Source organism: Streptomyces maremycinicus, assembly GCF_001184025.1.
GTDB lineage: Bacteria > Actinomycetota > Actinomycetes > Streptomycetales > Streptomycetaceae > Streptomyces > Streptomyces maremycinicus.
This window is the reverse complement of record NZ_BBYG01000028.1, coordinates 1-23586: the sequence shown is the minus strand read 5'-3', so window position 1 is coordinate 23586 and position 23586 is coordinate 1. Positions and strand designations below refer to the sequence as shown.

The 23586-nt window shown below is 72.7% G+C and carries 16 protein-coding genes and 1 pseudogene; 16 read left to right on the top strand and 1 reads right to left on the bottom strand.

Annotation, left to right across the window (positions count from 1 at the left end; translation table 11 throughout):
* Window positions 1–66: 66 nt before the first annotated feature.
* From ssd to AOQ37_RS36990, 7 genes and pseudogenes are all read left to right on the top strand, one after another.
* Window positions 67–1179 carry a septum site-determining protein Ssd gene (gene ssd, locus AOQ37_RS37020; protein WP_199825148.1) on the top strand — a complete coding sequence of 371 codons (1113 nt, stop codon included), beginning with the start codon at window positions 67–69 and terminating at the stop codon, window positions 1177–1179.
* Window positions 1176–2384: a TadA family conjugal transfer-associated ATPase gene (locus AOQ37_RS37015; RefSeq protein WP_062651409.1), complete on the top strand. Its 1209-nt coding sequence runs from the start codon at window positions 1176–1178 to the stop codon at window positions 2382–2384. Before ssd ends, AOQ37_RS37015 begins: the two co-directional genes overlap by 4 nt.
* Window positions 2377–3237, top strand: a complete 861-nt coding sequence (locus AOQ37_RS37010) for a type II secretion system F family protein (RefSeq protein WP_062651407.1) — start codon at window positions 2377–2379, stop codon at window positions 3235–3237. The genes AOQ37_RS37015 and AOQ37_RS37010 overlap by 8 nt, the downstream gene beginning before the upstream one ends.
* Window positions 3238–3276: 39 nt before the next feature.
* Window positions 3277–4062, top strand: a complete 786-nt coding sequence (locus AOQ37_RS37005) for a type II secretion system F family protein (RefSeq protein WP_062651405.1) — start codon at window positions 3277–3279, stop codon at window positions 4060–4062.
* 83 nt (window positions 4063–4145) lie between these two features.
* On the top strand, window positions 4146–4355 hold the full coding sequence (locus tag AOQ37_RS37000) for a DUF4244 domain-containing protein (RefSeq protein WP_062651402.1): 210 nt from the start codon (window positions 4146–4148) through the stop codon (window positions 4353–4355).
* A 76-nt stretch (window positions 4356–4431) separates the two neighbouring features.
* Window positions 4432–4752, top strand: a pseudogene (locus AOQ37_RS36995) (TadE family type IV pilus minor pilin); the annotation flags it as partial.
* A gap of 383 nt (window positions 4753–5135) precedes the next feature.
* On the top strand, window positions 5136–5495 hold the full coding sequence (locus tag AOQ37_RS36990) for an Rv3654c family TadE-like protein (RefSeq protein ID WP_062651470.1): 360 nt from the start codon (window positions 5136–5138) through the stop codon (window positions 5493–5495).
* A 305-nt stretch (window positions 5496–5800) separates the two neighbouring features.
* On the opposite strand, the gene sftH is transcribed toward AOQ37_RS36990, so the two are convergent.
* Complete coding sequence (gene sftH / locus AOQ37_RS36985) at window positions 5801–8398, bottom strand: DNA 3'-5' helicase SftH (protein ID WP_234437137.1); 2598 nt, start codon at window positions 8396–8398, stop codon at window positions 5801–5803.
* Window positions 8399–8479: 81 nt separating this feature from the next.
* On the opposite strand from sftH, the gene bldG reads away from it, so the two are divergent.
* The 9 genes from bldG to AOQ37_RS36940 all read left to right on the top strand — a co-directional run.
* Window positions 8480–8821: an anti-sigma factor antagonist BldG gene (bldG, locus tag AOQ37_RS36980; RefSeq protein WP_009189842.1), complete on the top strand. Its 342-nt coding sequence runs from the start codon at window positions 8480–8482 to the stop codon at window positions 8819–8821.
* Window positions 8822–8931: 110 nt separating this feature from the next.
* The gene (locus tag AOQ37_RS36975) at window positions 8932–9366 is read left to right on the top strand and encodes an ATP-binding protein (protein WP_062651400.1); all 435 of its coding nucleotides are present in this window, start codon (window positions 8932–8934) and stop codon (window positions 9364–9366) included.
* A gap of 350 nt (window positions 9367–9716) precedes the next feature.
* Window positions 9717–12122, top strand: coding sequence for a sodium-translocating pyrophosphatase (locus tag AOQ37_RS36970; RefSeq protein WP_062651398.1), 2406 nt, complete (start codon window positions 9717–9719; stop codon window positions 12120–12122).
* 194 nt (window positions 12123–12316) lie between these two features.
* Window positions 12317–12919: a hypothetical protein gene (locus tag AOQ37_RS36965; protein WP_062651396.1), complete on the top strand. Its 603-nt coding sequence runs from the start codon at window positions 12317–12319 to the stop codon at window positions 12917–12919.
* A 56-nt stretch (window positions 12920–12975) separates the two neighbouring features.
* A complete protein-coding gene (locus tag AOQ37_RS36960) occupies window positions 12976–14517 on the top strand; it encodes a DUF7059 domain-containing protein (RefSeq protein WP_374701574.1) in 1542 nt (513 codons plus the stop codon).
* A gap of 534 nt (window positions 14518–15051) precedes the next feature.
* Entirely contained in the window at window positions 15052–15249 is a 198-nt protein-coding gene (locus AOQ37_RS36955; RefSeq protein ID WP_062651393.1) for a hypothetical protein, read from the top strand.
* A 328-nt stretch (window positions 15250–15577) separates the two neighbouring features.
* Complete coding sequence (gene topA / locus AOQ37_RS36950) at window positions 15578–18409, top strand: type I DNA topoisomerase (protein WP_062651391.1); 2832 nt, start codon at window positions 15578–15580, stop codon at window positions 18407–18409.
* 211 nt (window positions 18410–18620) lie between these two features.
* The gene (gene tmk, locus AOQ37_RS36945; protein WP_062651389.1) at window positions 18621–21920 is read left to right on the top strand and encodes a dTMP kinase; all 3300 of its coding nucleotides are present in this window, start codon (window positions 18621–18623) and stop codon (window positions 21918–21920) included.
* Window positions 21921–22392: 472 nt separating this feature from the next.
* On the top strand, window positions 22393–23586 hold a 1194-nt coding region (locus AOQ37_RS36940), incomplete at its 3' end, for a DNA polymerase III subunit delta' (RefSeq protein ID WP_062651386.1).

Sequence of the window (23586 nt, the reverse complement as noted above, 5' to 3'; positions counted from 1 at the left end):
GCTGCCGGTTCTTCACACGTTCGGGAATCGCGGGGCCGCCGACTGCGCGCCCCGCAGTGAAGGGGGATGGAAATCGTGACCGGAGCCGTCACACACGACCCGCCACCCACCACCGGGGGCGGACCGGACAAGCCGCTGATCGTCACCGAGGACGCCATGCTCCTCGACGATCTGCTGCGCCTGTGCGCCGCCGCGGGCGCCACACCTGAGGTGCACCACTCGGTGCCGGAACGCCGGGGCAGCTGGGAGTCAGCGCCGCTCGTCCTGGTCGGCGACGACGCGGCACGCCGTGTCCGCGGGGCCGCCCGCCGCCGCGGAGTGGTCCTCGTCGGCCGCGACCAGGACGATCCCGGGGTGTGGCAGCGCGCCGTGGAGATCGGCGCCGACCACGTCCTGATGCTGCCGGACGGCGAACAGTGGCTGGTCGACCGCATCGCCGACGTCGCCGAAGGCGTCGGACGGCCCGCCCTGACCGTCGGCGTCATCGGCGGACGCGGCGGCGCCGGAGCGTCCACGCTCGCGTGCGCCCTCGCCGTCACCTCCGCACGGGAAGGGCTGCGCACCCTCCTGGTCGACGCCGACCCTCTGGGCGGCGGACTCGACGTCCTCCTCGGTGGTGAGAGCACGGAGGGCCTGCGCTGGCCCGCGTTCGCCGCCTCGCGCGGGAGGGTCGGCGGCAGCGCCCTGGAGGAGTCGCTGCCCAGGCTGCACTCGCTGCGGGTGCTCAGCTGGGACCGGGGCGACTGCGTGACCATCGCGCCCTCGGCCGTACGCGCGGTACTGGCGGCGGCCCGGCGCCGGGGCGGCACGGTCGTCGTCGACCTCCCGCGCCGCATCGACGACGGCGTCGCCGAGATCCTCGCCCAACTCGACCTCGGGCTGCTCGTCGTCCCCGCCGAACTGCGCGCCGTCGCGGCGGGCCGACGCGTGGCCTCCGCCGTCGGCATGGTGCTGCGCGACCTGCGGGTGGCGGTGCGGGGCCCCTTCGGGCCCGGACTCGACGACAGCGAAGTGGCCCGGCTGCTCGGACTGCCGCTGGTCGGCGAGGTGCCCGTCGAGTCGGGGCTGCTGCGCCCGGACGGCGGCAAGGCACCGCCCGGCGCGACCGCGCGCGGACCGCTGGCCCGCTTCTGCAAGACGTTCTGGGAGCGCGCGCTCACCGAGGCGGGTGGCTCATGAGCTCCCCGGCCGGCCTCGAACCGGTGAAAGGAACCGGAACGCTGCTCGACGGCGTACGGCAGTGGCTCGCCGACAGCGGTGCCGAACCGACCCCCGCGCGCGTGGCGCAGGCACTGCGCGAACAGGGGCGGGTCCTCGGGGACGCGGAGGTCCTCGGCGCGGCCGAGCATCTGCGGTCCGAGCTGATCGGCAGCGGGCCCCTGGAGCCGCTGCTCACCGACCCCAGGGTGACCGACGTGCTGGTGTCGGCCCCGGACCGGGTCTGGGTCGACCGGGGCGGCGGCCTGGAGCTGACGGGCGTCTCCTTCCCGGACGCGATGGCCGTACGGCGCCTCGCGCAGCGGCTGGCCGCCGTGGCCGGGCGGCGCCTGGACGACGCCCGGCCCTGGGCCGACGCACGGCTCCCCGACGGGACGCGGCTGCACGCGGTGCTGCCCCCGGTCGCCGTCGGCTGCACGTGCCTGTCGCTGCGCGTCGTACGGCCTCGTGCGTTCACGCTCGACGAGCTGGTGGCCGCGGGCACGGTCCCGCCGGGCGGCGACAAGGTGCTGCGGGACCTGATGCGGGCACGACTGTCCTTCCTGGTCAGCGGCGGCACCGGCAGCGGGAAGACGACCCTGCTGAGCGCGCTCCTGGGCCTGGTGGGGCCGAGGGAGCGGATCGTGCTCGCCGAGGACTCCGCGGAGCTGCGGCCCGATCATCCGCACGTCGTCCGGCTGGAGACCCGACCCGCCAACCAGGAGGGAGCGGGGCTCGTCACGCTCGAGGACCTGGTGCGGCAGGCCCTGCGGATGCGGCCCGACCGGCTGGTCGTGGGGGAGGTGCGCGGGCCGGAGGTCGTCCATCTGCTGGCCGCGCTCAACACGGGTCATGAGGGCGGTTGCGGGACCGTCCACGCGAATGCCGCGGCGGACGTCCCCGCGCGGCTCGAGGCGCTCGGTACGGCGGCCGGTCTCGACCGGACCGCGCTGCACAGCCAGTTGGCGGCGGCCCTGTCGGTGGTCCTGCACCTCGTACGCGACCCGGCCGGGCGGCGGCGGATCGCCGAGGTGCACGTGCTGGAGCGGGATCCCTCCGGGCTGGTGCGGACCGTGCCGGCATTGCGCCGGCGGGCGGACGCCTTCGTCCACGAGCGGGGATGGGAGCGGCTGCGGGAGCTGCTGCGGGGCGAGGAGAACGAAGGGGCGGGCGGGTGTGATGGGTGAGGTGCCGATGGCCGCGGCCGTGGCCTGCGCCGGAGCGGCCGCCTGGCTGATGGGCGGACCGTACTCAGGGGCCAGGCGGGCGCAGTTGCTCCTGGCCGGGGGCGGTGTGGTCGGCAGCGGGCCCCCGCCCTGGCGGCAGCTCACCGGCGAGCTGCGCAGGCTCCGTGGGCGCTGGCGGCCCGAATGGTGGGCACCGGTCGCCGGACTGGTCCTGGCGGTGCTGGGCGGTTCGGTGCTGCCGGTCGTCGCGGGGGCGGCCGGGGTACCCCTGCTGCGCCGGGCGCGGCGGGCCGCCGAGATCCGGCGGGCGGGGGAGCGCCGAGGGGACGCGGTGATCGCGCTGTGCGCGGCGCTGGCCGGCGAGGTGCTCAGCGGCCGGCAGCCCGGGGAGGCGTTGCGGCGGGCCGCACAGGACTCCGGAGGGCTCGGCGCGGCGCAGCCCGCGGTGTTGGCGGCGGCGCGGTTCGGCGGGGACGTGCCCAGGGCTCTCGCGGCCGCCGCCCGGCAACCGGGTGCCGAGGGGCTGCTGGGACTCGCCGCGTGCTGGCGGGTGGCCGTGGACCAGGGCGCGGGTCTCGCCGCCGGACTCGACCGGCTGGAGGCTGCGTTGCGCGCGGAGCGCGATCAACGTGCCGATCTTCGAGCCCAGTTGGCCGGGCCGCGCGCCACCGTGGTGATGCTCGCCGGCCTGCCGGTCCTGGGCCTCCTGCTGGGAGCTGCACTCGGAGCGGACCCGCTGCACGTCCTGCTGCACACCGGCGCGGGCCTGGGCTGCCTGCTGGTCGGCGGGGTGCTGGAGGGAGCGGGGATGTGGTGGGCGCTGCGGATCGTCCGCCACGCCGAAGCGAAGTGAGGTGACGAGAGGGAGGCGGGTGACGTGGACGGAGGAGAGATGAGCGCGGAAGTTGTCCACAGGTTGGGGGCGACCGTGGGGATCGTGACGGCCCTCTGGTGGCTGACGCGATGGTGGGAGGCGACGCGGCGCCGGCGCAGGGCACGGCGGCGCCTGGGCGAACTGCTCGCCACGGGGGCGGTGGCCGTCCGGGGGACCGGGTTGCGGAAGGCCGTACGGCGGTGGCTTCCCGACGTGGTGGTGGTCGGTGCCGGATGGGTGGTGATCGGCGGCGTCGCCGGTCTCCTCCTGGGGCTGATCGCTGCCATGGGGCTGGGGCGTTGGCGCCGTCGGCAACAGGCGGCGGGCGGGGTGAGCGAGGCCGACGCCCGGCTTGCCGCACGCCAACTCCCGCTCGCCGCGGATCTGCTGGCCGCCTGCATCACGGCCGGTGCCGGACCGGTGATCGCGGCGCAGGCGGTGGGCGAGGCCCTCGGCGGTCCGGTGGGGGAAGGGCTGGCACGTGGCGCCGCCGAAGTGCGGCTGGGCGGCGAACCGGCCGTCGCCTGGCGGAGGTTGGCATCGACGCCGGGCGCGGCCGCCCTGGCCCGCCTGCTGGAACGGGCCGACGTGTCGGGACTGCCCGCGGCCGGACCGGTCGCCCGGCTGGCCGCCGACACCCGAGCCGAGTGGACGCGCGCCGCGACCGCACGGGCCCGGCGGGCGGCGGTCATGGTCACCGTGCCGGTGGGGCTCTGCTTCCTGCCCGCCTTCATCGCGGTCGGTGTGCTGCCCATCGTCATCGGGCTCGCGGGCGGGGTGCTGGGCGGAGGTGGTGGTCGATGACGGCGAGAACGACGTGAACGGTCGAACGTGCAGCAGCCGAACCACGACAGAAGTCAATGCGACAAAACCTCAAGGGAGTTGAGATGTACAAGGCGGTACGGGCGCGGCTGAGCGCCCTGGTGTGCAGGGTGCGTGCGGCGCGCGGTGACGCGGGCATGGTGACGTCCGAGTACGCGATGGGGATCGTGGCGGCCGTGGGCTTCGCGGTGCTCCTCTACCAGGTGGTGACGAGCGACGTGGTCGCGGCGCAACTGCAAGCCGTGGTGAAACGGGCGCTCAGTGCGGGGGCGTGAGCGCGGACGGGGCCCCCGGCGCGCGTTCCGGTGGGTGCGCCGGGAGCGCCGGGTGTGCCGTGGGGACCGTGGGTTCGTGACGGCGGAGTCGGCCGTGGTGCTGCCGGTGCTGGTGGCGTTCACGACGGCGCTGGTGTGGGGGCTGCTGGTCATGGCGGCTCAGATCCAGTGCGTGGACGCGGCCAGGACCGGCGCCCGCGCGGCGGCCCGGCAGGATCCGGCCGGCGCGGTGCTCGCGGTGACCCGGGCGACCGCTCCGCGCGGGGCGGAGGTGACCGTCAGCAGGGAGGGCGACCAGGTCCGCGTCGTGGTCGTCGCCAGGCCACCGGTGCTGCGCGGCTTGCCCTTCGAGATCCGGGAGGAGGCGGTGGCGGCTGCGGAGGAAGCGGTGACGGCGGCGGAGGAAGCCGTGGGGCCCGAGAAACCCCTGGGGCCGGAGGAACCGGTGGGGTCTGAGGGGCCTGTGGGCACGGGGGTACCGGCCGAGGGGACGGGGGCTTCAGCGGCAGTGGAGAAGGCGGCGGAGAGGGGCGCAAGGGCGGCTGGGGAGGCCCGGGACACGCGGGGTGACATCCGAGTCCCCTCAGGGGACGTACGGGCTCCGGACGGTGCCCGAGGCGCGTCACAAGACGCAGTCGCGCCAGACGGCCCTCAAGGCGTGGCAGCGGGTGCTCGTGAGTCAGGGGAGGGCCGGGGAGCTTCAGGAGGCACTCCACGGGCGCGGGGAGGCGTCTCGTGAGCGGCACGGGGCGTGGCGGGCGTGGCGTGTGGGATCGGGTCCTGCGCGGACGCCTCAGGGAGACGGACCAGGGTTCCGCCACCGTCTGGGGTGTGGGTGCGATCGCCGTGCTGTGCGTGGTGTTCGGCATCGTGCTCGCCCTGGGACAGGCCGTGGCGGCCCGGCACCGTGCCGCGGGCGGTGCCGACCTCGCGGCGCTCGCGGCCGCCGACCACTGGGCGGACGGCGTCACCCGGGCCTGCGAACGGGCGGACCGGGTGGCCCGGGCGCAGGGCGCGCGACTGGTGCGGTGCGTGGTCGTCGACGGGATCTCGGACGTGACGGCGGCATCGGGACGGGGGCTGTTCGCCACGGAGATCAGGGCTCGGGCGGGACCCGCGGACGCGGTGCCGCCTCAATAGCCTCGCTGAGGGCTGAGGGCTGAGGGCTGAGGGCTGAGGGCTGAGGGCTGAGGGCTGAGGGCTGAGGGCTGAGGGCTGAGGGCTGAGGGCTGGGGGCTGGCGGCCCGACCGGTTCCGGAGCTGGTGCCTGTGCTGGGTCTGGGGCTGGCCTTGATGCTCGGGGGGCCTGGGCTTGGGCATTGCTTTGAGGCTCGGGGGGCCCGGGCTTGGTCCTTGCCTTGAGGCCCGGGGGGCCTGGGCCTGGGATTGAGCTTGGGCCTGCTGAGGCTGCCGCAGCCCGCCCACGCCGGCTCCCTCCCCAACCCCTACTGCGGCCGCTCCCCCTGAGTCTTCGCCCCCTGGGTCTGCGCCCCCTGAGCCTCCGCCCCCTGAACCTTCTCCTCGGAACCCTTGCCGTCAGGACCTATGCCGTCAGGACCTATGCCGTCGGGACCCCCGTCCTCGGGGTGCTTCTCCTCGGGTGCCTCGCGCAGCAGTTCCGTGAGCAGCCTGATGGCTCCCCTCTTGTGCAGGGGGTCGTTGCCGTTGCCGCACTTGGGTGACTGGATGCAGGACGGGCAGCCCGCCTCGCACTCGCAGGAGGCGATGGCCTGGCGGGTGGCCGTCAGCCAGGAGCGCGCCGTGTGGAAGGCCCGTTCCGCGAAGCCCGCGCCGCCGGGATGGCCGTCGTAGACGAAGACCGTCGGCAACAGGGTGTCGGGGTGGAGGGGGACCGAGACGCCGCCGATGTCCCAGCGGTCGCAGGTCGCGAAGAGGGGCAGCATGCCGATCGAGGCGTGTTCGGCGGCGTGCAGGGCCCCGCCGAGGATCTCCGGGTTGATCCGGGCCGCGTCCAGTTGGTCCTCGGTGACGGTCCACCACACGGCACGGGTGCGCAGCGTACGAGGAGGGAGGTCGAGCTTCGACTCGCCCAGGACTTCACCGGTGATGACCCGGCGACGCAGGAAGGAGACGACCTGGTTGGTGACTTCTACGGAGCCGTAGCACAACCGGCCCTGGCCCCAGGGGATCTCGACGTCCGTCTCCAGGACGGAGATCGACGTCGTGTCCCGGGCCACCGTCGAGTAAGGGGGGTCGGCCTCCTGGACCAGGGCGACGGAGTCCTCCAGGTCCAGGGAACGCACGAGATACGTGCGGCCCTGATGGAGGTGGACGGCGCCCTCGTGGACGGTGGTGTGGGAGGAGCCCGCGTCGACCGTGCCGAGCAGTCGGCCGGTGCCGGCCTCGACCACCTGGACGGGGCGGCCGCCCTCGCCGCGGATGTCCGCGAGGTCGGCGGCCCGTTCCCGGCGGGTCCAGTGCCAGGCCTTGGTCCGGCGACGCAGCAGCTTCGCGGCCTCCAGTTGCGGCAGCAGGCCCTCGGCCTCGGGGCCGAAGAGGGCCAGATCCTCGTCGGTCAGCGGGAGTTCCGCGGCGGCCGCGCACAGGTGCGGGGCCAGGACGTAGGGGTTGTCGGGGTCGAGGACCGTCGATTCCACCGGACGGTCGAACAGCGCCTCCGGGTGATGGACCAGGAAGGTGTCCAGCGGGTCGTCGCGGGCGACGAGCACCGCCAGCGCGCCCTGCCCGGACCGGCCCGCGCGGCCGGCCTGCTGCCACAGGGAGGCGCGTGTGCCCGGGTAGCCGGCGATCAGGACGGCGTCGAGTCCGGAGACGTCGATGCCGAGCTCCAGGGCGGTGGTCGCGGCGAGGCCGAGGAGTTCGCCCGAGTGCAGGGCCTGCTCCAGGGCGCGCCGTTCCTCGGGGAGGTATCCGCCGCGGTAGGCCGCGACACGCCGGGCCAGTGAGCGGTCGACCTCGGCGAGGCGCTCCTGGGCGATCACCGCGATCAGCTCGGCGCCCCGCCGGGAGCGGACGAAGGCGACGGTGCGCACGCCCTGGACGGCGAGGTCGGTGAGCAGGTCGGCGGTCTCGGCGGTGGCGGTACGCCGGACGGGTGCGCCCTTCTCGCCCATCATCTCGGTGAGCGGGGGCTCCCACAGGGCGAACACCAGTTCACCCCGGGGCGAGGCGTCGTCGGCGACCTCGACGACCGGGAGGCCGGTGAGGCGCCCGGCGGCCACCGCGGGTTCGGCGGCCGTCGCGGAGGCCAGCAGGAAGACCGGGGAGGCGCCGTAGCGGGCGCACAGGCGGCGCAGCCGGCGCAGCACGTGGGCGACGTGGGAGCCGAACACCCCGCGGTAGGTGTGGCACTCGTCGATGACGACGTACTTCAGGGACTTCAGGAAGGAGGACCAGCGGGGGTGGGACGGGAGGATGCCCCGGTGCAGCATGTCCGGGTTGGTGAGGACGTAGTTGGCGTACTGGCGGATCCACTCCCGCTCCTCGAACGGGGTGTCGCCGTCGTACACGGCCGGCCGGACCGCGTTGCCGAGGGGTTGTGAAAGTTCCTTCACGGAGCGGCACTGGTCCGCTGCCAGAGCCTTGGTGGGGGCCAGGTAGAGCGTGGTGGCCCCGCGGCCGTTCGGGGCTTCGGAGCCCTCCAGGAGGGCCGTGAGGACCGGTACGAGGTAGGCCAGGGACTTGCCGGACGCGGTGCCCGTGGCGACGACCACGGACTCGCCGTCGAGGGCGTGCTCGGCGGCCCGGGCCTGGTGGGCCCAGGGGTGTTCGATGCCGCAGGCCTGCACGGCCGCGATGACCTCGGGGCGAATCCGGTCCGGCCAGACGGCATGGCGGCCCGCGCGCGGGGGCAAGTGCTCCGTATGAGTGATGCGCGAGGCCCGGCTCGGTCCCGGGGCGAGCCGGTCCAGGATCGTGTCCGGGGACAGGCGGGGCACGGCCTCGGGCGAGGGTCGATCGGATCGGTGATTCTTGGCCATCGGCACCGAGTGTGTCACTGGCGTGACGGACAATGGGGCCAAGGCGTCGTGCACGCCTGCCGGTAAGTGATTGAATGCCATGGCGGCTGGCGTACCGTCCCGGGGACTCCTGCCCAGGTGTTCCGAGGGGCGACCGCTCGATAGCAAGGTGCTGGAGGATCCGTGGACCTGTCTCTGTCGACCCGTACCGTCGGCGATCGTACGGTCGTCGAGGTCGGTGGCGAAATCGACGTATATACCGCGCCCAAGTTGCGCGAGCAGCTGGTCGAGCTGGTGAACGACGGGAATTTCCACCTCGTCGTGGACATGGAGGGCGTGGACTTCCTCGACTCCACCGGGCTCGGCGTGCTGGTCGGCGGACTGAAGCGGGTGCGTGCCCATGAGGGCTCGCTCCGCCTGGTCTGCAACCAGGAGCGTATTTTGAAGATCTTCCGCATTACCGGTCTGACCAAGGTGTTCCCGATCCACACCTCGGTCGACGAAGCGGTCGCTGCCACTGACTGACCATCCCGTCCCGGGCCCGCGCGGCCCGGCACGGCTGGTCGAACAAAGAGGGGGTCCGGGCTCGGTGGCCCGGCCCCCCGACAGCACGCCCGTAGTTCCGAGGGGGACGCATGGCCACCGTTGAACTCCGCTTCAGCGCGCTGCCCGAGCACGTCAGGACCGCCCGACTGGTGGCGGCAGCGGTGGCGCGCAGGGCCGGAGTGGACGAGGCCGTCCTCGACGAGGTCAGGCTCGCGGTCGGCGAGGCCTGCACCCGTGCCGTCGGACTGCACCAGAGCGGTGGCATCACCGCGCCGGTGAAGGTGTCGCTGATCGAGGAGGAGAAACAGTTCTCCATCGAGGTCGGCGACGAGGCGCCGCGCTCGGCACCCGGTGACCGGGCGCCCGGTTCGGCCACGGACGCGGACGTGGAGACCGAGGAGGACGAGATGGGCCTGGCGGTCATCAGCGGCCTCGTCGACGACGTCGAGGTCTCCGCGGGCGAGCACGGCGGGCTGATCCGCATGACCTGGCCGACCACGCCGGTGACCGCGACACTGTCCTGACCGGGCGGCGCACTGCGCTCACCCGGAGATTCATTCACCCGAAGGGCCCTACCTCGTAGGGCCCTTCGGCATGTGCGGAGGTCGGCGACCGCGCTTACAGTGGTTCCGTGAAATGAATCTTGGAATCTGAATCTTGGATTCTCGGTGAAGTGAATCTTGGCGTAGTGAATCTTGTCGCGAATATCGTGAATCAATTCACGAGCCACAATGCCTTGAAGGCATTACCGAGCGAGATCGTGCGGGTTTTGCGTGCGAAGGCGAATTCCGCTTGCCGCACACTGTTTTGATCAGGTTCCGGTACCTACAATCCGTCCACATCTTGAGCTCAGCCCAAGCGTCAAGGAGGACGAATGGCGGGGCTTTCTACCCCTCATCGGTTGGACCAGTCCACAACCTTCGCAGCCGCAGTGCTGACCGACGGCAACCGCCTGCTCGTGGTGGTCATCGCGGTCGTGGCGCTGGCCGCGCTCGTGGTTGCGGGCGTGCTACTGCGCCAGGTGCTCGCGGCCGGCGAAGGCACCGACAGCATGAAGAAGATCGCCGCGGCGGTCCAGGAAGGCGCCAACGCGTATCTGTCCCGTCAGCTGCGCACACTCGGCGTATTCGCCGTCGTCGTGTTCTTCCTGCTCTTCTTGCTGCCCGCGGACGACTGGAAACAGCGTGCCGGACGATCGATCTTCTTCCTGATCGGTGCCGGGTTCTCGGCGATCACCGGCTATATCGGGATGTGGCTGGCGGTGCGCAGTAATGTGCGCGTCGCCGCGGCCGCCCGGGAAGCGACTCCGGCGGAAGGCGAACCGGAAAAGGATCTCACCGCCGTCTCGCACAAGGCAATGAAGATCGCATTTCGCACGGGCGGCGTGGTCGGCATGTTCACGGTGGGGCTCGGTCTGCTCGGCGCCTCCTGTGTGGTGCTGGTCTACGCGGCCGACGCGCCGAAGGTGCTGGAGGGATTCGGACTCGGCGCGGCCCTCATCGCCATGTTCATGAGGGTGGGCGGCGGCATCTTCACCAAGGCCGCCGACGTCGGCGCCGACCTGGTCGGCAAGGTCGAGCAGGGCATTCCGGAGGACGATCCGCGCAATGCCGCGACCATCGCCGACAACGTGGGCGACAACGTCGGCGACTGCGCGGGCATGGCGGCCGACCTGTTCGAGTCGTACGCCGTGACCCTGGTCGCCGCGCTGATCCTCGGCAAGGCGGCCTTCGGCGACGCCGGGCTCGCCTTCCCGCTGCTCGTTCCCGCCATCGGTGTGCTCACGGCCATGATCGGCATCTTCGCGGTCGCCCCGCGGCGCACCGACCGCAGCGGCATGACCGCGATCAACCGGGGCTTCTTCATCTCCGCGGTGATCTCGCTCGTGCTGGTCGCGGTGGCCGTGTTCCTCTATCTCCCCGGCAAGTACGCCGATCTCGACGGCGTCACCGACGCGGCGATCCAGGGCAAGAACGGCGACCCGCGTGTGCTCGCACTCGTCGCGGTGGCGATCGGCATCCTCCTGGCCGCGGTCATCCAGCAGTTGACGGGCTACTTCACCGAGACCAGCCGCCGACCGGTGCGCGACATCGGCAAGTCGTCGCTGACGGGCCCCGCCACCGTCGTCCTCGCCGGTATCTCCGTCGGCCTCGAATCGGCCGTCTACACCGCCTTGTTGATCGGCCTGGGGGTCTACGGGGCGTTCCTGCTCGGCGGTACGTCGATCATGCTGGCGCTGTTCGCGGTGGCGTTGGCCGGCACCGGGCTGCTCACCACGGTCGGCGTGATCGTCGCCATGGACACCTTCGGCCCGGTCTCCGACAACGCGCAGGGCATCGCCGAGATGTCCGGTGACGTCCAGGGTGCGGGCGCGCAGGTGCTCACCAACCTGGACGCCGTCGGCAACACGACGAAGGCCATCACCAAGGGCATCGCCATCGCCACCGCCGTGCTGGCGGCGTCGGCGCTCTTCGGGTCGTACCGGGACGCCATCACGACGGGTGCGCAGGACGTCGGGGAGAAACTCTCCGGGGCGGGCGCGCCGATGAGTCTGATGATGGACATCTCGCAGCCCAACAACCTCGTCGGGCTCATCGCGGGCGCGGCGGTCGTCTTCCTCTTCTCGGGGCTGGCGATCAACGCGGTGTCGCGGTCGGCGGGTTCCGTGGTGTTCGAGGTGCGGCGGCAGTTCCGCGAGCACCCCGGGATCATGGACTACAGCGAGGAGCCGGAGTACGGCAAGGTCGTGGACATCTGTACCCGGGACGCCCTGCGCGAGCTGGCGACGCCCGGACTGCTCGCGGTGCTGGCGCCCATCTTCATCGGGTTCACCCTCGGGGTCGGCGCGCTGGGAGCGTTCCTCGCGGGCGCGATCGGCACCGGCACGCTGATGGCCGTCTTCCTCGCCAACTCCGGCGGCGCGTGGGACAACGCCAAGAAGCTCGTCGAGGACGGTCACCACGGCGGCAAGGGCAGCGAGGCCCATGCGGCCACGGTGATCGGGGACACGGTCGGCGACCCGTTCAAGGACACCGCGGGTCCCGCGATCAACCCGCTGCTGAAGGTCATGAACCTGGTGGCGCTGCTCATCGCGCCGGCCGTGATCAAGTTCAGCTACGGCGAGGACAAGAGCATCGGCGTACGGATCCTGATCGCGGTCCTGGCACTCGCGGTGGTCGTGGCCGCGGTGTACATCTCCAAGCGGCGCGGGATCGCCGTGGGTGACGAGGACAATGCCGGTTCTTCGTCCAAGTCCGCCGATCCGGCGGTGATTTCGTAGGCCGGCCCACCGGTGCCCAGTTCAAAGGGCGGGCGGGTGACGCGCGTTGTCGCGTCGCCCGCCCGTTGTGGTGGGTATGTGTCGGAGCCGTGAGCCTTCTCTCTCCTGGTGCAAATGGCTGCAATAACCTGCATAGCGGACATTCATTCTGGGGTTCTCGCCCGGTTGCCGTGTATGTTCCGGGGCCGAGAGCCATGGAAGGGACCAACCCGGTGAACAAGAAGCTCGCGGCCGTGCTGTCCGGCGGTGCGGTACTGGTACTGGCGCTGACCGGATGCAGCAGTGACGACGACGGCAACAAGGAGCTCGACGCCTGGGCCAAGCAGGTCTGCGACGCGCTGCCTGCCCAGGACGCGAAGGTCGACGCGGCCAACGCCGCGATCAAGCAGGCCGCCACGGACAACAACGCTCCGGCGAACGTCCAGAAGACCGACTCGCAGGCCTTCCAGGACATGTCCGACGCCTACGGCGCGCTCGCCCAGGCCGTCCAGAAGGCCGGGACACCGCCCGGCGTCGACGACGGCGCGAAGAAGCAGAAGGACGCCGTCTCGGCGCTCACCAGCCTCTCGACCTCCTACGCGGGCCTGAAGAAGCAGGTCGACGCGCTGGACACCAAGGACCAGGCGAAGTTCGCCGACGGCCTCCAGGACATCGCCACCGACCTCGGTGAACTCAGCAAGAGCGGCAACACCGCGCTGAAGAACCTCGAGCAGGGTGACGTCAAGAGCGCCATGGCCGACCAGCCCAGCTGCCAGAAGGTGGCCTCCTCCGCCTCGGCCCGCGCGACCACCAGCTGAGGCCGCGCGGCCGCGAACGCCCCGGGGGCACGCGCCCCCGGTGGTGACGGGAGACAATGGGGGGCGTGAGTAACGCCACCCTCTCCCCTCTGCCCTCCGTCGACCGCCCCGAGGTGGCCGTCGCGCTGCGCGAGGCGCTGCTCGCGGCCTCCTTCACCGCGGACGGTCTCCTCGAGCTGCTCGGCGCGCCCGCCTACGCGGCCCTGGCCCGCAGCGAGACCGTGCCCGCGCTGCGCGCGACCCGCGGGGACACGCCGCTGGAGACGCTCGTCCGCCTCTTCCTGCTCCAGCAGCCCGTGCCGCACGCGCGCGTGGCGGAGTTCCTGCCCGTCCACGCGTGCGTGGAGAGCGGCTGGCTGGTCCTCACGGGGGAGGACGAGGTCGCCGCGACCGTGGACGTACGGCCGTACGGCGGGCCGGACGGTGAGGACTGGTTCATCATCTCCGACCTCGGGTGCGCGGTCGGTGGCGCGGGCGGCAGCGGCAGCGAGGGCCGTCAGGCGGACACGGCTGTCGTCCTGGGCGTCGGCGGCGCGTCGACGACCCTCGCCGGTATCACCGTGCGCACGCCCGTCTCCGCCGCCCTCGACCTCGGCACCGGCTCCGGCATCCAGGCGCTGCACGCCGCCCAGCACGCGACGCGCGTGACGGCGACCGACCTCAACCCGCGCGCGCTGCACATCACCGCGCTCACGCTCGCGCTGTCCGGGGCTCCGGCGGCCGACCTGCGCGAGGGCTCGCTGTTCGAGCCGGTCCGCGACGACGAGACCTACGACCTGATCGTGTCCAATCCGCCGTTCGTGATCTCGCCGGGCGCCCGGCTGACCTACCGGGACGGCGGGATGAGCGGGGACGATCTGTGCCGCTCGCTCGTTCAAGGGGCGGGGGAGCGACTGAGCGAGGGCGGGTTCGCGCAGTTCCTCGCCAACTGGCAGCACGTGGAAGGGGAGAACTGGCAGGACCGGCTCCGGTCATGGGTGCCGCGCGGATGCGACGCGTGGATCGTGCAGCGCGAGGTGCAGGACGTCACGCAGTACGCCGAGCTCTGGCTGCGGGACGCCGGTGATCACCGGGGTGACCAGACCGCGTACCAGGCGCACTACGACACCTGGCTGGACGAGTTCGAGGCACGCAAGGTGAAGGCCGTCGGCTTCGGCTGGATCACGCTGCGCAGTACGACGGCCGCGGAGCCCGTGATCACGGTGGAGGAGTGGCCGCACCCCGTGGAACAGCCCTTGGGTGACGCGGTCCTCGCGCACTTCGAACGGCTGGACTACCTGCGCGCCCATGACGACGCGGCGCTGCTCGCCGGGCGCTTCCGGCTGGTCACGGAGGTCGTCCAGGAGCAGGTCGGGCTGCCCGGCGCCGAGGACCCGGAGCACGTCGTGCTGCGCCAGCACCGCGGCATGCGCCGGGCCACCAAGGTGGACACGGTCGGCGCGGGCTTCGCCGGCGTGTGCGACGGTTCGCTGAGCGCCGGCCGCATTCTCGACGCCATCGCCCAACTGGTCGGTGAGGATCCGGTGTTGCTGCGGGACCGCACTCCGGCCCAGATCCGCCTGCTGGTGGAGCAGGGTTTCCTCGAACCGGCGGAGTGATCCGACGCGGGTTCCCGGCCCTCATCGGTCGGTCCGGCCCGAACAGGCCGAGCCGGCCCGATCGGGCGGGCCCGGAACCCGCTCTCCCCGCTCTCCCGGTTTTCTGTCCTCACCGCGCCGATTCGCCAGGATCGTATGCAGTGTGAGCCGATCGACAATGCCGACGGCGAGGGCCATGGCGACGGCGGCCACGGCGAGGGCGGCACGACGACGGCGAGGACGGCGACGGCAGCGACGGCGGCCACGTCGGCGAAGTCGGCAGCGTCGGCGAAGTCGGCCGGAAAGTCCCCCACCCCGGCCCGGTGTGCCCGAGCGCACCTCACGGCCGCCCGTGGCGGGCCCCGAAGGCTCGCCGATCGCGCCCCACCCGCGCCTGCCCGTGTCCCGCCCGCGCCCCGGCCGCCCGCCCGCCGGGCCCCGCGCCCCCACCCGTAGCCCCGGCGTTCACCTGGGGTTCGCCGGGGCGCCGCCCGCGCGTGACAGCCTCCCGTGGCCGGGTCAGGCGCGGGCCGAGCGAAAAGGGGCGGGGCGATCATGGAGAGCGGGCCGACGATCTTCACAGGGACGGTGTTCGCCCTGTTCGGGGGCGCACTGCTGATGTGGACCGCGATCCGGGTGCGGCACCGTGAACCCGTGGCCCACGGTGTGAGCCCCGTCGCATCGGCGGCCCTGGCGACCCTGGCCTCCGTCGCCGCGCTGGCCGTCGGGATGTGGTGCTTCACCCGGCTCTGAAGCCGCCTGCGGGACCAGTGGCGGGACAGGCCACGAGGCCGACGCCGAGGCCGCCTTCGCGCATCTCGCCGGGCCCCCGTCCGCACTGCGGGGACGGGGACCCGCCGATAAAGGGGAAGACGCGTTCCGGTCGTACGGAAAAGGGCCGGTCGGTACTCCGGGCGGCAGGAATGGCGGTAGTCGGGTTACCGTTCGAGTGGCCGTTGCGGGCTTTTCCCGTTTGACACGGGGGCGGGATGTACCGTCACACTCCGCAGCGTCACCATGACCCGACCCCGGGAGCAAGGCCTGGGTGAGGCCCCAGCGTCGACCGGAGAGAAGAGCGAAGTTGTCCCCGACCAGCGAGACCGCGAAGGGCGGCCGCCGACTCGTGATCGTCGAGTCGCCTGCCAAGGCGAAGACGATCAAGGGTTACCTCGGCCCCGGCTACATCGTCGAGGCCAGCGTCGGGCACATCCGTGACCTTCCCAACGGCGCCGCGGAGGTGCCGGACCAGTACACGGGCGAGGTCCGCCGCCTCGGTGTGGACGTCGAACACGACTTCCAGCCGATCTATGTGGTCAACGCCGACAAGCGTGCGCAGGTCAAGAAGCTGAAGGACCTTCTCAAGGAGTCCGACGAGCTCTTCCTCGCCACCGATGAGGACCGCGAGGGCGAGGCGATCGCCTGGCACCTCCAGGAGGTCCTCAAGCCCAAGATCCCGGTCAAGCGGATGGTCTTCCACGAGATCACCAAGGACGCGATCCGGGCCGCCGTCGCCAACCCGCGCCAGCTCAACCAGAAGCTCGTCGACGCCCAGGAGACCCGCCGCATCCTCGACCGTCTCTACGGCTACGAGGTCTCGCCGGTCCTGTGGAAGAAGGTCATGCCGCGCCTGTCGGCCGGCCGTGTCCAGTCCGTCGCCACCCGTCTCGTCGTGGAGCGGGAACGCGAGCGCATCGCGTTTCGTTCCGCTGAGTACTGGGATCTGACCGGCACCTTCTCGACCGGCCGCGCCGGTGACCCGTCGGACCCGTCGTCGCTGGTCGCCCGCCTCCAGACCGTCGACGGCAGGCGGGTCGCGCAGGGCCGCGACTTCGACTCCCTGGGACAACTCAAGAGCGCGAACATCCTCCACCTCGACGAGGTGAACGCCCGCGCCCTGGCCGTCGCCCTGGAGAACACGCGGTTCGCCGTCCGGTCCGTCGAGTCGAAGCCCTACCGCCGCTCGCCGTACGCCCCGTTCCGTACGACGACGCTCCAGCAGGAGGCCAGCCGCAAGCTCGGTTTCGGCGCGAAGGCCACCATGCAGGTCGCGCAGAAGCTGTACGAGAACGGCTACATCACGTACATGCGTACGGACTCCACGACGCTGAGCGAGACGGCGATCACCGCCGCCCGCGCCCAGGTCACGCAGCTGTACGGCGCCGACTACCTGCCGCCCCAGCCGCGCACCTACGCCGGCAAGGTCAAGAACGCGCAGGAGGCGCACGAGGCGATCCGCCCCTCGGGTGATCGTTTCCGCACGCCCGCCGAGACCGGTCTGACCGGCGACCAGTTCAAGCTCTACGAGCTGATCTGGAAGCGGACCGTCGCCTCCCAGATGAAGGACGCGACCGGCAACAGCGTCACGGTGAAGATCGGTGGCACCGCGGCCGACGGCCGGGACGTCGAGTTCAGCGCCTCCGGCAAGACGATCACCTTCCACGGCTTCCTGAAGGCGTACGTCGAAGGCGCCGACGACCCGAACGCCGAGCTGGACGACCGTGAGCGCCGGCTGCCCCAGGTCAACGAGGGCGACCCGCTGAGCGCCGAGGAGATCACGGTCGACGGGCACGCCACCAAGCCCCCGGCCCGCTACACCGAGGCCAGCCTGGTCAAGGAGCTCGAAGAGCGCGAGATCGGCCGCCCGTCGACGTACGCGTCGATCATCGGCACGATCCTCGACCGCGGCTACGTCTTCAAGAAGGGCACGGCACTCGTGCCGTCCTTCCTGTCCTTCGCCGTGGTCAACCTCCTGGAGAAGCACTTCGGCCGCCTGGTCGACTACGACTTCACCGCCAGGATGGAGGACGACCTCGACCGCATCGCCCGCGGTGAGGCGCAGGCCGTGCCGTGGCTGAAGCGGTTCTACTTCGGTGAAGGCCCGGGCCACGGCGGCGCGGCCGACGCCGGCAACGGCGACGGGGACCACCTCGGAGGTCTCAAGGAGCTGGTGACCGACCTGGGCGCGATCGACGCGCGCGAGGTGTCGTCGTTCCCGGTGGGCAACGACATCGTGCTGCGGGTCGGGCGCTACGGCCCCTACATCGAGCGCGGGGAGAAGGACGCCGAGGGCCACCAGCGGGCGGACGTGCCCGAGGACCTGGCCCCCGACGAGCTGTCCGTCGAGCTCGCGGAGGAGCTGCTCGCCAAGCCGAGCGGCGACTTCGAGCTGGGCGCCGACCCCGAGAGCGGTCACCAGATCATCGCCAGGGACGGCCGCTACGGCCCGTACGTCACCGAGGTGCTCCCCGAGGGCACCCCGAAGACCGGCAAGAACGCCGTGAAGCCGCGGACGGCCTCACTGTTCAAGTCGATGTCCCTGGACACGGTGACGCTGGCGGACGCCCTCAAGCTGATGTCGCTGCCGCGGGTCGTCGGCGCCGACGCGGAGGGCGTGGAGATCACCGCGCAGAACGGCCGCTACGGCCCGTACCTCAAGAAGGGCACGGACTCGCGGTCGCTCCAGACCGAGGACCAGCTCTTCACGATCACCCTCGAAGAGGCGCTGGAGATCTACTCCCAGCCCAAGCAGCGTGGCCGGGCCGCCGCCAAGCCGCCGCTGAAGGAGCTGGGCACGGACCCGGTCAGCGAGAAGCCGGTCGTCGTCAAGGACGGTCGCTTCGGGCCGTACGTCACCGACGGGGAGACCAACGCGACGCTGCGCTCCGGTGACAGCGTCGAGGAGATCACCCCGGAGCGCGGCTACGAGCTGCTCGCCGAGAAGCGCGCCAAGACCCCGGCCAAGAAGACGGCCAAGAAGGCGCCCGCGAAGAAGGCGACGGCGAAGAAGGCGGCCCCGGCGAAGAAGACGGCCGCCAAGAAGACCGCCGCGAAGACCACCACGGCGAAGAAGACGACGACGAAGAAGACGGTCGCGAAGAAGGCGACGGCTTCCCCGGCCTCGTCGGAGGACTGATCCACGACGGACGGGGGGACCGGCGGCCCGGCTGTGCGTAAGGCGGTCGGGTCGGTCCGGCCGGTGGGACGCCCGGTCGACGGGCGAGCCCGGTCACCGTTCCTCCATGACGGTTCGCGAAACCTACGCCCCGGCATCACTTTGGTGTCGGGGCGGTCGCGCGCGTGGACGGGGGCGACAGGGTGTCAGTCGCGGCCGATAGGCTGAAAGCATGACGCGAGCCGAGCAGCCAACGGCCCACCACCCGGCAGCGGACGACGCCTTGGTGGCGGACTCCCGCGAGCGCGCTGTGCGCGCCCTGTTGCGGGAGCCGCAGCTCAAGCGGCTCTGGAGCGCACAGCTGGTGAGCGGGGTGGGAGACGCCCTCGCACTTCTGGTGTTCGTCCTCCTCGTCCTCCAGGCGGCCATCGTCGAGGGCTCCTTCGGGGGCGGCTACCGCGGTGTCGCCTTCGCGGTGGCGACCGTCTTCGCGGTGCGCATTCTGGCCACCCTCCTCTTCGGCGCCGTCCTCCTGGGCCCGCTGACCTCACTGACCTCGCCGGACGGCCCGCTCGACCGCCGCTGGACCATGGTCGGCGCGGACGGCGTGCGCGCCGCCCTGCTGATCGTCGCGCCGCTGTGGATCGACTGGACGCCGGACGACGCGCTGGCCCTGCTGCTCGTCACGGTGTTCGTGACCGGGGTGGCCGAGCGGTTCTGGACGGTCGCCCGCGAGAGCGCGTCCCCGGCCCTGCTCCCCGCCCCGCCGCTGGAGGGCGCGACCGTACGGCCGTTGCCGGACCACATGGACGCCCTGCGCCGCCTGTCGCTGCGCACGGGCTTCGTGACGATCCCGCTGGGCGCCGCCACCCTGGTCGTCGCGGCATTGTTCAACAATCTCCTGGGCGCCGGGATCGACTGGTTCGGACAGCACCAGGCGGCCCTCGCCTCGTACGTCGCCGGCGGACTGTTCGCCGGATCCCTGTCCATCGTGACCTTCCTCGAACTGCCCGCGGTGCGCACCCCGCGCGCGCGGTCGCCGCTCGAGGGGCTGCGCAGGCCCCGGGCCGCCACCGGCGTCGACGCGGGCCGCACCGGCGCGATCCCGCTGCTCGTCCTCGCCTGTGCCGCCGTCGCCGGCGCGATCGCGGCCGCTGTCGCCGTGGCCGTGCTGCACGCCAAGGACCTGGGCGGCGGCCCCGTCATGTACGGGCTGTTCGTGCTCGCGCTGACCGGCGGGGTCGTCGTCGGCGTCCGTACGGCGCCGAAGGTGCTGGCCGCACTGTCCCGGCGCCGACTGCTGGCCCTCGCCATCGCCTTCACCGGCGTGGCGCTGCTGGCCGCCGGGCTGGTCCCGGACGTCACCAGCGTGCTGCTGATCCTGGCCCTGGCCGGTGTCGGCGCGGGTGTCGCCGCCAACACCGGACACGCCCTGCTCGACCAGGAGACCGAGGAACACCGCCGCGCGCGGACGACGGAGCACCTGCACGCCGTCGTACGGGTCGTGGTGGCGCTGGGCGCGGTGATCGCCCCGCTGGTGGCCGCGCTCATCGGGCCGCACCGGCTGGAGAACGGCAAGTTCGTGTTCGCGCACGGTGGCGCGGCGTTCACGCTGATGCTGGTCGGCGCGCTTCTGCTGCCGGTGGCCGCGCTGGTGCTGGCCAAGGTCGACGACCGTTCCGGCGTACCGCTGCGCCAGGACCTGCGGGACGCGCTGCTCGGCGGCGACGACCCGGCGCCGGTACCGGCCGGGACCGGCTTCTTCATCGCCCTGGAGGGCGGCGACGGCGCCGGCAAGTCCACGCAGGCCGAGGCGCTCGCCGAGTGGATCAGGGCCAAGGGCCACGAGGTCGTCCTCACCCGCGAGCCGGGGGCCACACCCGTGGGCAAGCGGCTGCGTTCGATCCTGCTGGACGTCTCCAGCGCCGGGCTGTCGCACCGCGCGGAGGCGCTGCTGTACGCCGCGGACCGCGCGGAGCACGTCGACACCGTCGTCCGGCCCGCCCTGGAGCGCGGCGCGGTGGTCATCACCGACCGGTACATCGACTCGTCCGTGGCCTACCAGGGCGCGGGCCGTGACCTGTCCCCGACCGAGATCGCGCGGATCTCGCGCTGGGCGACGAACGGCCTGGTCCCGCATCTGACCGTTCTGCTGGACGTGTCGCCGGAAGCCGCCCGTGAGCGCTTCACGGAGGCGCCGGACCGGCTGGAGTCGGAGCCCGCGGAGTTCCACGCGCGCGTGCGCTCCGGTTTCCTCACCCTCGCCGCCGCCGACCCGGGCCGCTACCTGGTCGTCGACGCGGCCCAGGAGCCCGAGGCGGTCACGGCCGGTGTCCGGCACCGGCTCGACCAGCTGCTGCCCCTGTCCGAGGCCGAGATCAAGGCCCAGGAGGAGGCGCGCAGGAAGGCCGAGGAGGAGGCCCGCCGCAAGGCCGAGGAAGAGGCCGCCCGCAAGGCCGAGGAGGAGCGCCTGGAGCGCGAGCGCCAGGAGCAGCTCGCCAAGCTGCGCGCCGAGGAGGAGGAGCGCAAGCGGCGCGAGCTGGAGGAGGCGCAGCGGCGCGAGGCCGAACGGCAGGCCGAGGAGGCGCGGCTGCGCGCCGAGGAAGCGCGCAAGCGTGCCGAGGAGGAGCGCGTCCGGCTCCTCGCGGAGGAGAAGGCCCGCGCCGAGGAGGAGGCCCGCCGCAAGGCGGAGGAGGAGCGGCGGCGCCGGCAGGCCGAGGAGGAGGCGCGGCTGCGTGCCGAGGCCGAGGCCCGGCGCCTGGACAAGCAGCGGAAGGCCGAGGAGGCGCTGCTGCGGGCCGAGCAGGCCCGGCGTGCGGCCGAGCAGGCCGCTGCCGCGGCCCAGGTCGGTCCGAAGCCCGCGCGGCCCGCGGCGAGCGCGGCTCCGTCGGTCCCGCCGGAGGCCGCGACCGTGCCGACGCCGGTGGTGACCCCGACGAACGCGTCGGGCGGACCGGTGGACGAGACGGCGGTGCTGCCGCCGATCCGGATGGACAAGGAACCCGAGCAGTCCTCCCGGCCGTCCGGGAACACGTCCGCGAACGCGTCCGGCTCCGGGAAGCCCGCGGGCTCCGGGGGCGGGGCCGACACCGAGGTGACGGCCGAGCTGCCGCAGCCCTTGATCCCGCCGGGGGCCGCGGACGAGACGGCGGTACTGCCTCCGGTGCGCGCCGAGAGCCGCGAGGAGGAGACTGCCGTACTGCCTCCCGTCCGCGAGGGGAACGCCGCCGACGAGACGGCCGTGCTGCCTCCGGTGCGCGACCGGGACCCCTCGGACCGGGTGCCGCCGGGATACTTCCGTGACGAGCGGGGCGACGGTGGCGAGCGGGACGGGGCGAGGCCGGACGGCGCCGACGACCGCACGCGCGAGCTGCCGCAGGTCGACGAGGAGGGCACGCCCCGGCGGCCCCGTCCGGACTGGGCCGAGGAGACCCCGCTGGACGATCTGCCGACGCTGGCGGACGAACTGCTGGGCCCGCGCCGGGACGAGGACGGGAACGACGAGGGCCGCGGCCGGGGCCGACGCCGCTGAGCGGCGCGGGGCGCCGCCTGGCGCCCCGTGGTCTGCGGTCGACGGTCGGAGGTCGGTCGCTGACCGTCGGGTGTCCTTCGCCGGGCTTCGGTGACCGGGCGTCGGTGATCGGGCGTCGGTCACTTGCAGTGGCCGGTGGCCGGTGGCCGGTGGTCGTGGGCGTCGGAACTCGGACCCGGAGTTCGGACGTTGGACCTCGGACCCGGACCTCGAACGGCGGACGGCGGACCTCGGCGGGACGGTGGAATGCGCGCAGGCCGCGGAATTCGCGGAGTTCGCGGAGGCAGCAGGCCGTGGAGTGGGCCGGGGCCGCGGAGTTCGCGGAAGCCGGAGGCCGTGGAGTGGGCCGGGGCCGCGGAGGCCGCGAGCCGTGAGTCCGTCGGGCCGCGGAGTTCACCGTGGCTCGATTGTCAGTGGCTCCCCGCACAATGGAAGCCGCAACGCGAAACGTGACGAAAGGGCGGCGGGACGCATGACCGTGTGGGACGACCTCGTCGGGCAGGAGAAGGTGAGCGAGCAGCTCATCGCCGCCGCCAGGGACGCCGACGCGCTCGTCACCGCGGCAGGCGCGGCCGCCCCGCCGCCCGAGGCGTCGAGCATGACCCACGCCTGGCTGATCACCGGTCCGCCCGGCGCCGGTCGCGCCCAGGTGGCGCGGGCCTTCGCCGCCGCCCTCCAGTGCGTGAGCCCGGACCGGGCGCTCGGCGGCGTTCCCGGCTGCGGGTTCTGCGACGGCTGCCACACGGCGCTCGTCGGCACCCACGCCGACGTCAACACCGTCGCCGCGGTCGGCTCGCAGATCCTCGCCGAGGACATGCGCGACACGGTCCGCAAGTCGTACACCTCGCCGGCCACGGGCCGCTGGCAGATCATCCTCGTCGAGGACGCCGAGCGGCTGAACGAGAAGTCCGCCAACGCCGTCCTGAAGGCCGTCGAGGAGCCCGCCCCGCGGACGGTCTGGCTGCTCTGCGCGCCCTCCCTGGAGGATGTGCTGCCCACCATCCGTTCCCGGTGCCGGCACCTGAACCTGCGCACGCCGTCCGTGGACGCCGTCGCCGACATGCTCGTCCGGCGTGAGGGCATCGAGCCGGCCGTCGCCGCGGCCGCCGCCCGGGCCACGCAGGGGCACGTCGAGCGGGCCCGCAGGCTGGCCACCGACCCCGCCGCCCGCGAGCGCCGCGCGTCCGTGCTGAAGCTGCCCCTGCGGGTCGACGACGTCGGCGGCTGTCTCAGGGCGGCCCAGGAGCTGGTCGACGCGGCCTCCGAGGACGCCAAGCAGCTCGCGGAGGAGATGGACGGCAAGGAGACCGACGAGCTGAAGGCGGCGCTGGGCGCGGTGCAGGGCGGCCGGATGCCGCGCGGTACGGCGGGGGTGATGAAGGACCTGGAGGACAAGCAGAAGCGCCGCAGAACACGGACGCAGCGCGACAGCCTCGACCTCGCGCTCACCGACCTGACCGCCTTCTACCGTGACGTCCTGGCCCTCCAGCTCGGCTCCCGCGTCGCGATCGCCAACGTCGACGCCGAGGACGCCCTGGAGCGGATCGCCCGCGGCAGCAGCCCGGAGTCCACGCTCCGGCGTATCGACGCCATCGCCGGGTGCAGAGAGGCCCTCGACCGCAATGTGGCTCCGCTGCTGGCGGTGGAGGCGATGACGATGGCGCTG

Excerpts from the sequence above, each read along its gene's own strand:
- ssd (WP_199825148.1), top strand. The coding sequence starts at position 67 with ATGGAAATCGTGACCGGAGCCGTCACACACGACCCGCCACCCACCACC.
- AOQ37_RS37015 (WP_062651409.1), top strand. The coding sequence starts at position 1,176 with ATGAGCTCCCCGGCCGGCCTCGAACCGGTGAAAGGAACCGGAACGCTG.
- AOQ37_RS37010 (WP_062651407.1), top strand. The coding sequence starts at position 2,377 with ATGGGTGAGGTGCCGATGGCCGCGGCCGTGGCCTGCGCCGGAGCGGCC.
- AOQ37_RS37005 (WP_062651405.1), top strand. The coding sequence starts at position 3,277 with ATGAGCGCGGAAGTTGTCCACAGGTTGGGGGCGACCGTGGGGATCGTG.
- AOQ37_RS37000 (WP_062651402.1), top strand. The coding sequence starts at position 4,146 with ATGTACAAGGCGGTACGGGCGCGGCTGAGCGCCCTGGTGTGCAGGGTG.
- sftH (WP_234437137.1), bottom strand. The coding sequence starts at position 8,398 with ATGGCATTCAATCACTTACCGGCAGGCGTGCACGACGCCTTGGCCCCA.
- AOQ37_RS36975 (WP_062651400.1), top strand. The coding sequence starts at position 8,932 with ATGGCCACCGTTGAACTCCGCTTCAGCGCGCTGCCCGAGCACGTCAGG.
- AOQ37_RS36970 (WP_062651398.1), top strand. The coding sequence starts at position 9,717 with ATGGCGGGGCTTTCTACCCCTCATCGGTTGGACCAGTCCACAACCTTC.
- AOQ37_RS36965 (WP_062651396.1), top strand. The coding sequence starts at position 12,317 with ATGGAAGGGACCAACCCGGTGAACAAGAAGCTCGCGGCCGTGCTGTCC.
- AOQ37_RS36960 (WP_374701574.1), top strand. The coding sequence starts at position 12,976 with ATGGGGGGCGTGAGTAACGCCACCCTCTCCCCTCTGCCCTCCGTCGAC.
- AOQ37_RS36955 (WP_062651393.1), top strand. The coding sequence starts at position 15,052 with ATGGAGAGCGGGCCGACGATCTTCACAGGGACGGTGTTCGCCCTGTTC.
- tmk (WP_062651389.1), top strand. The coding sequence starts at position 18,621 with ATGACGCGAGCCGAGCAGCCAACGGCCCACCACCCGGCAGCGGACGAC.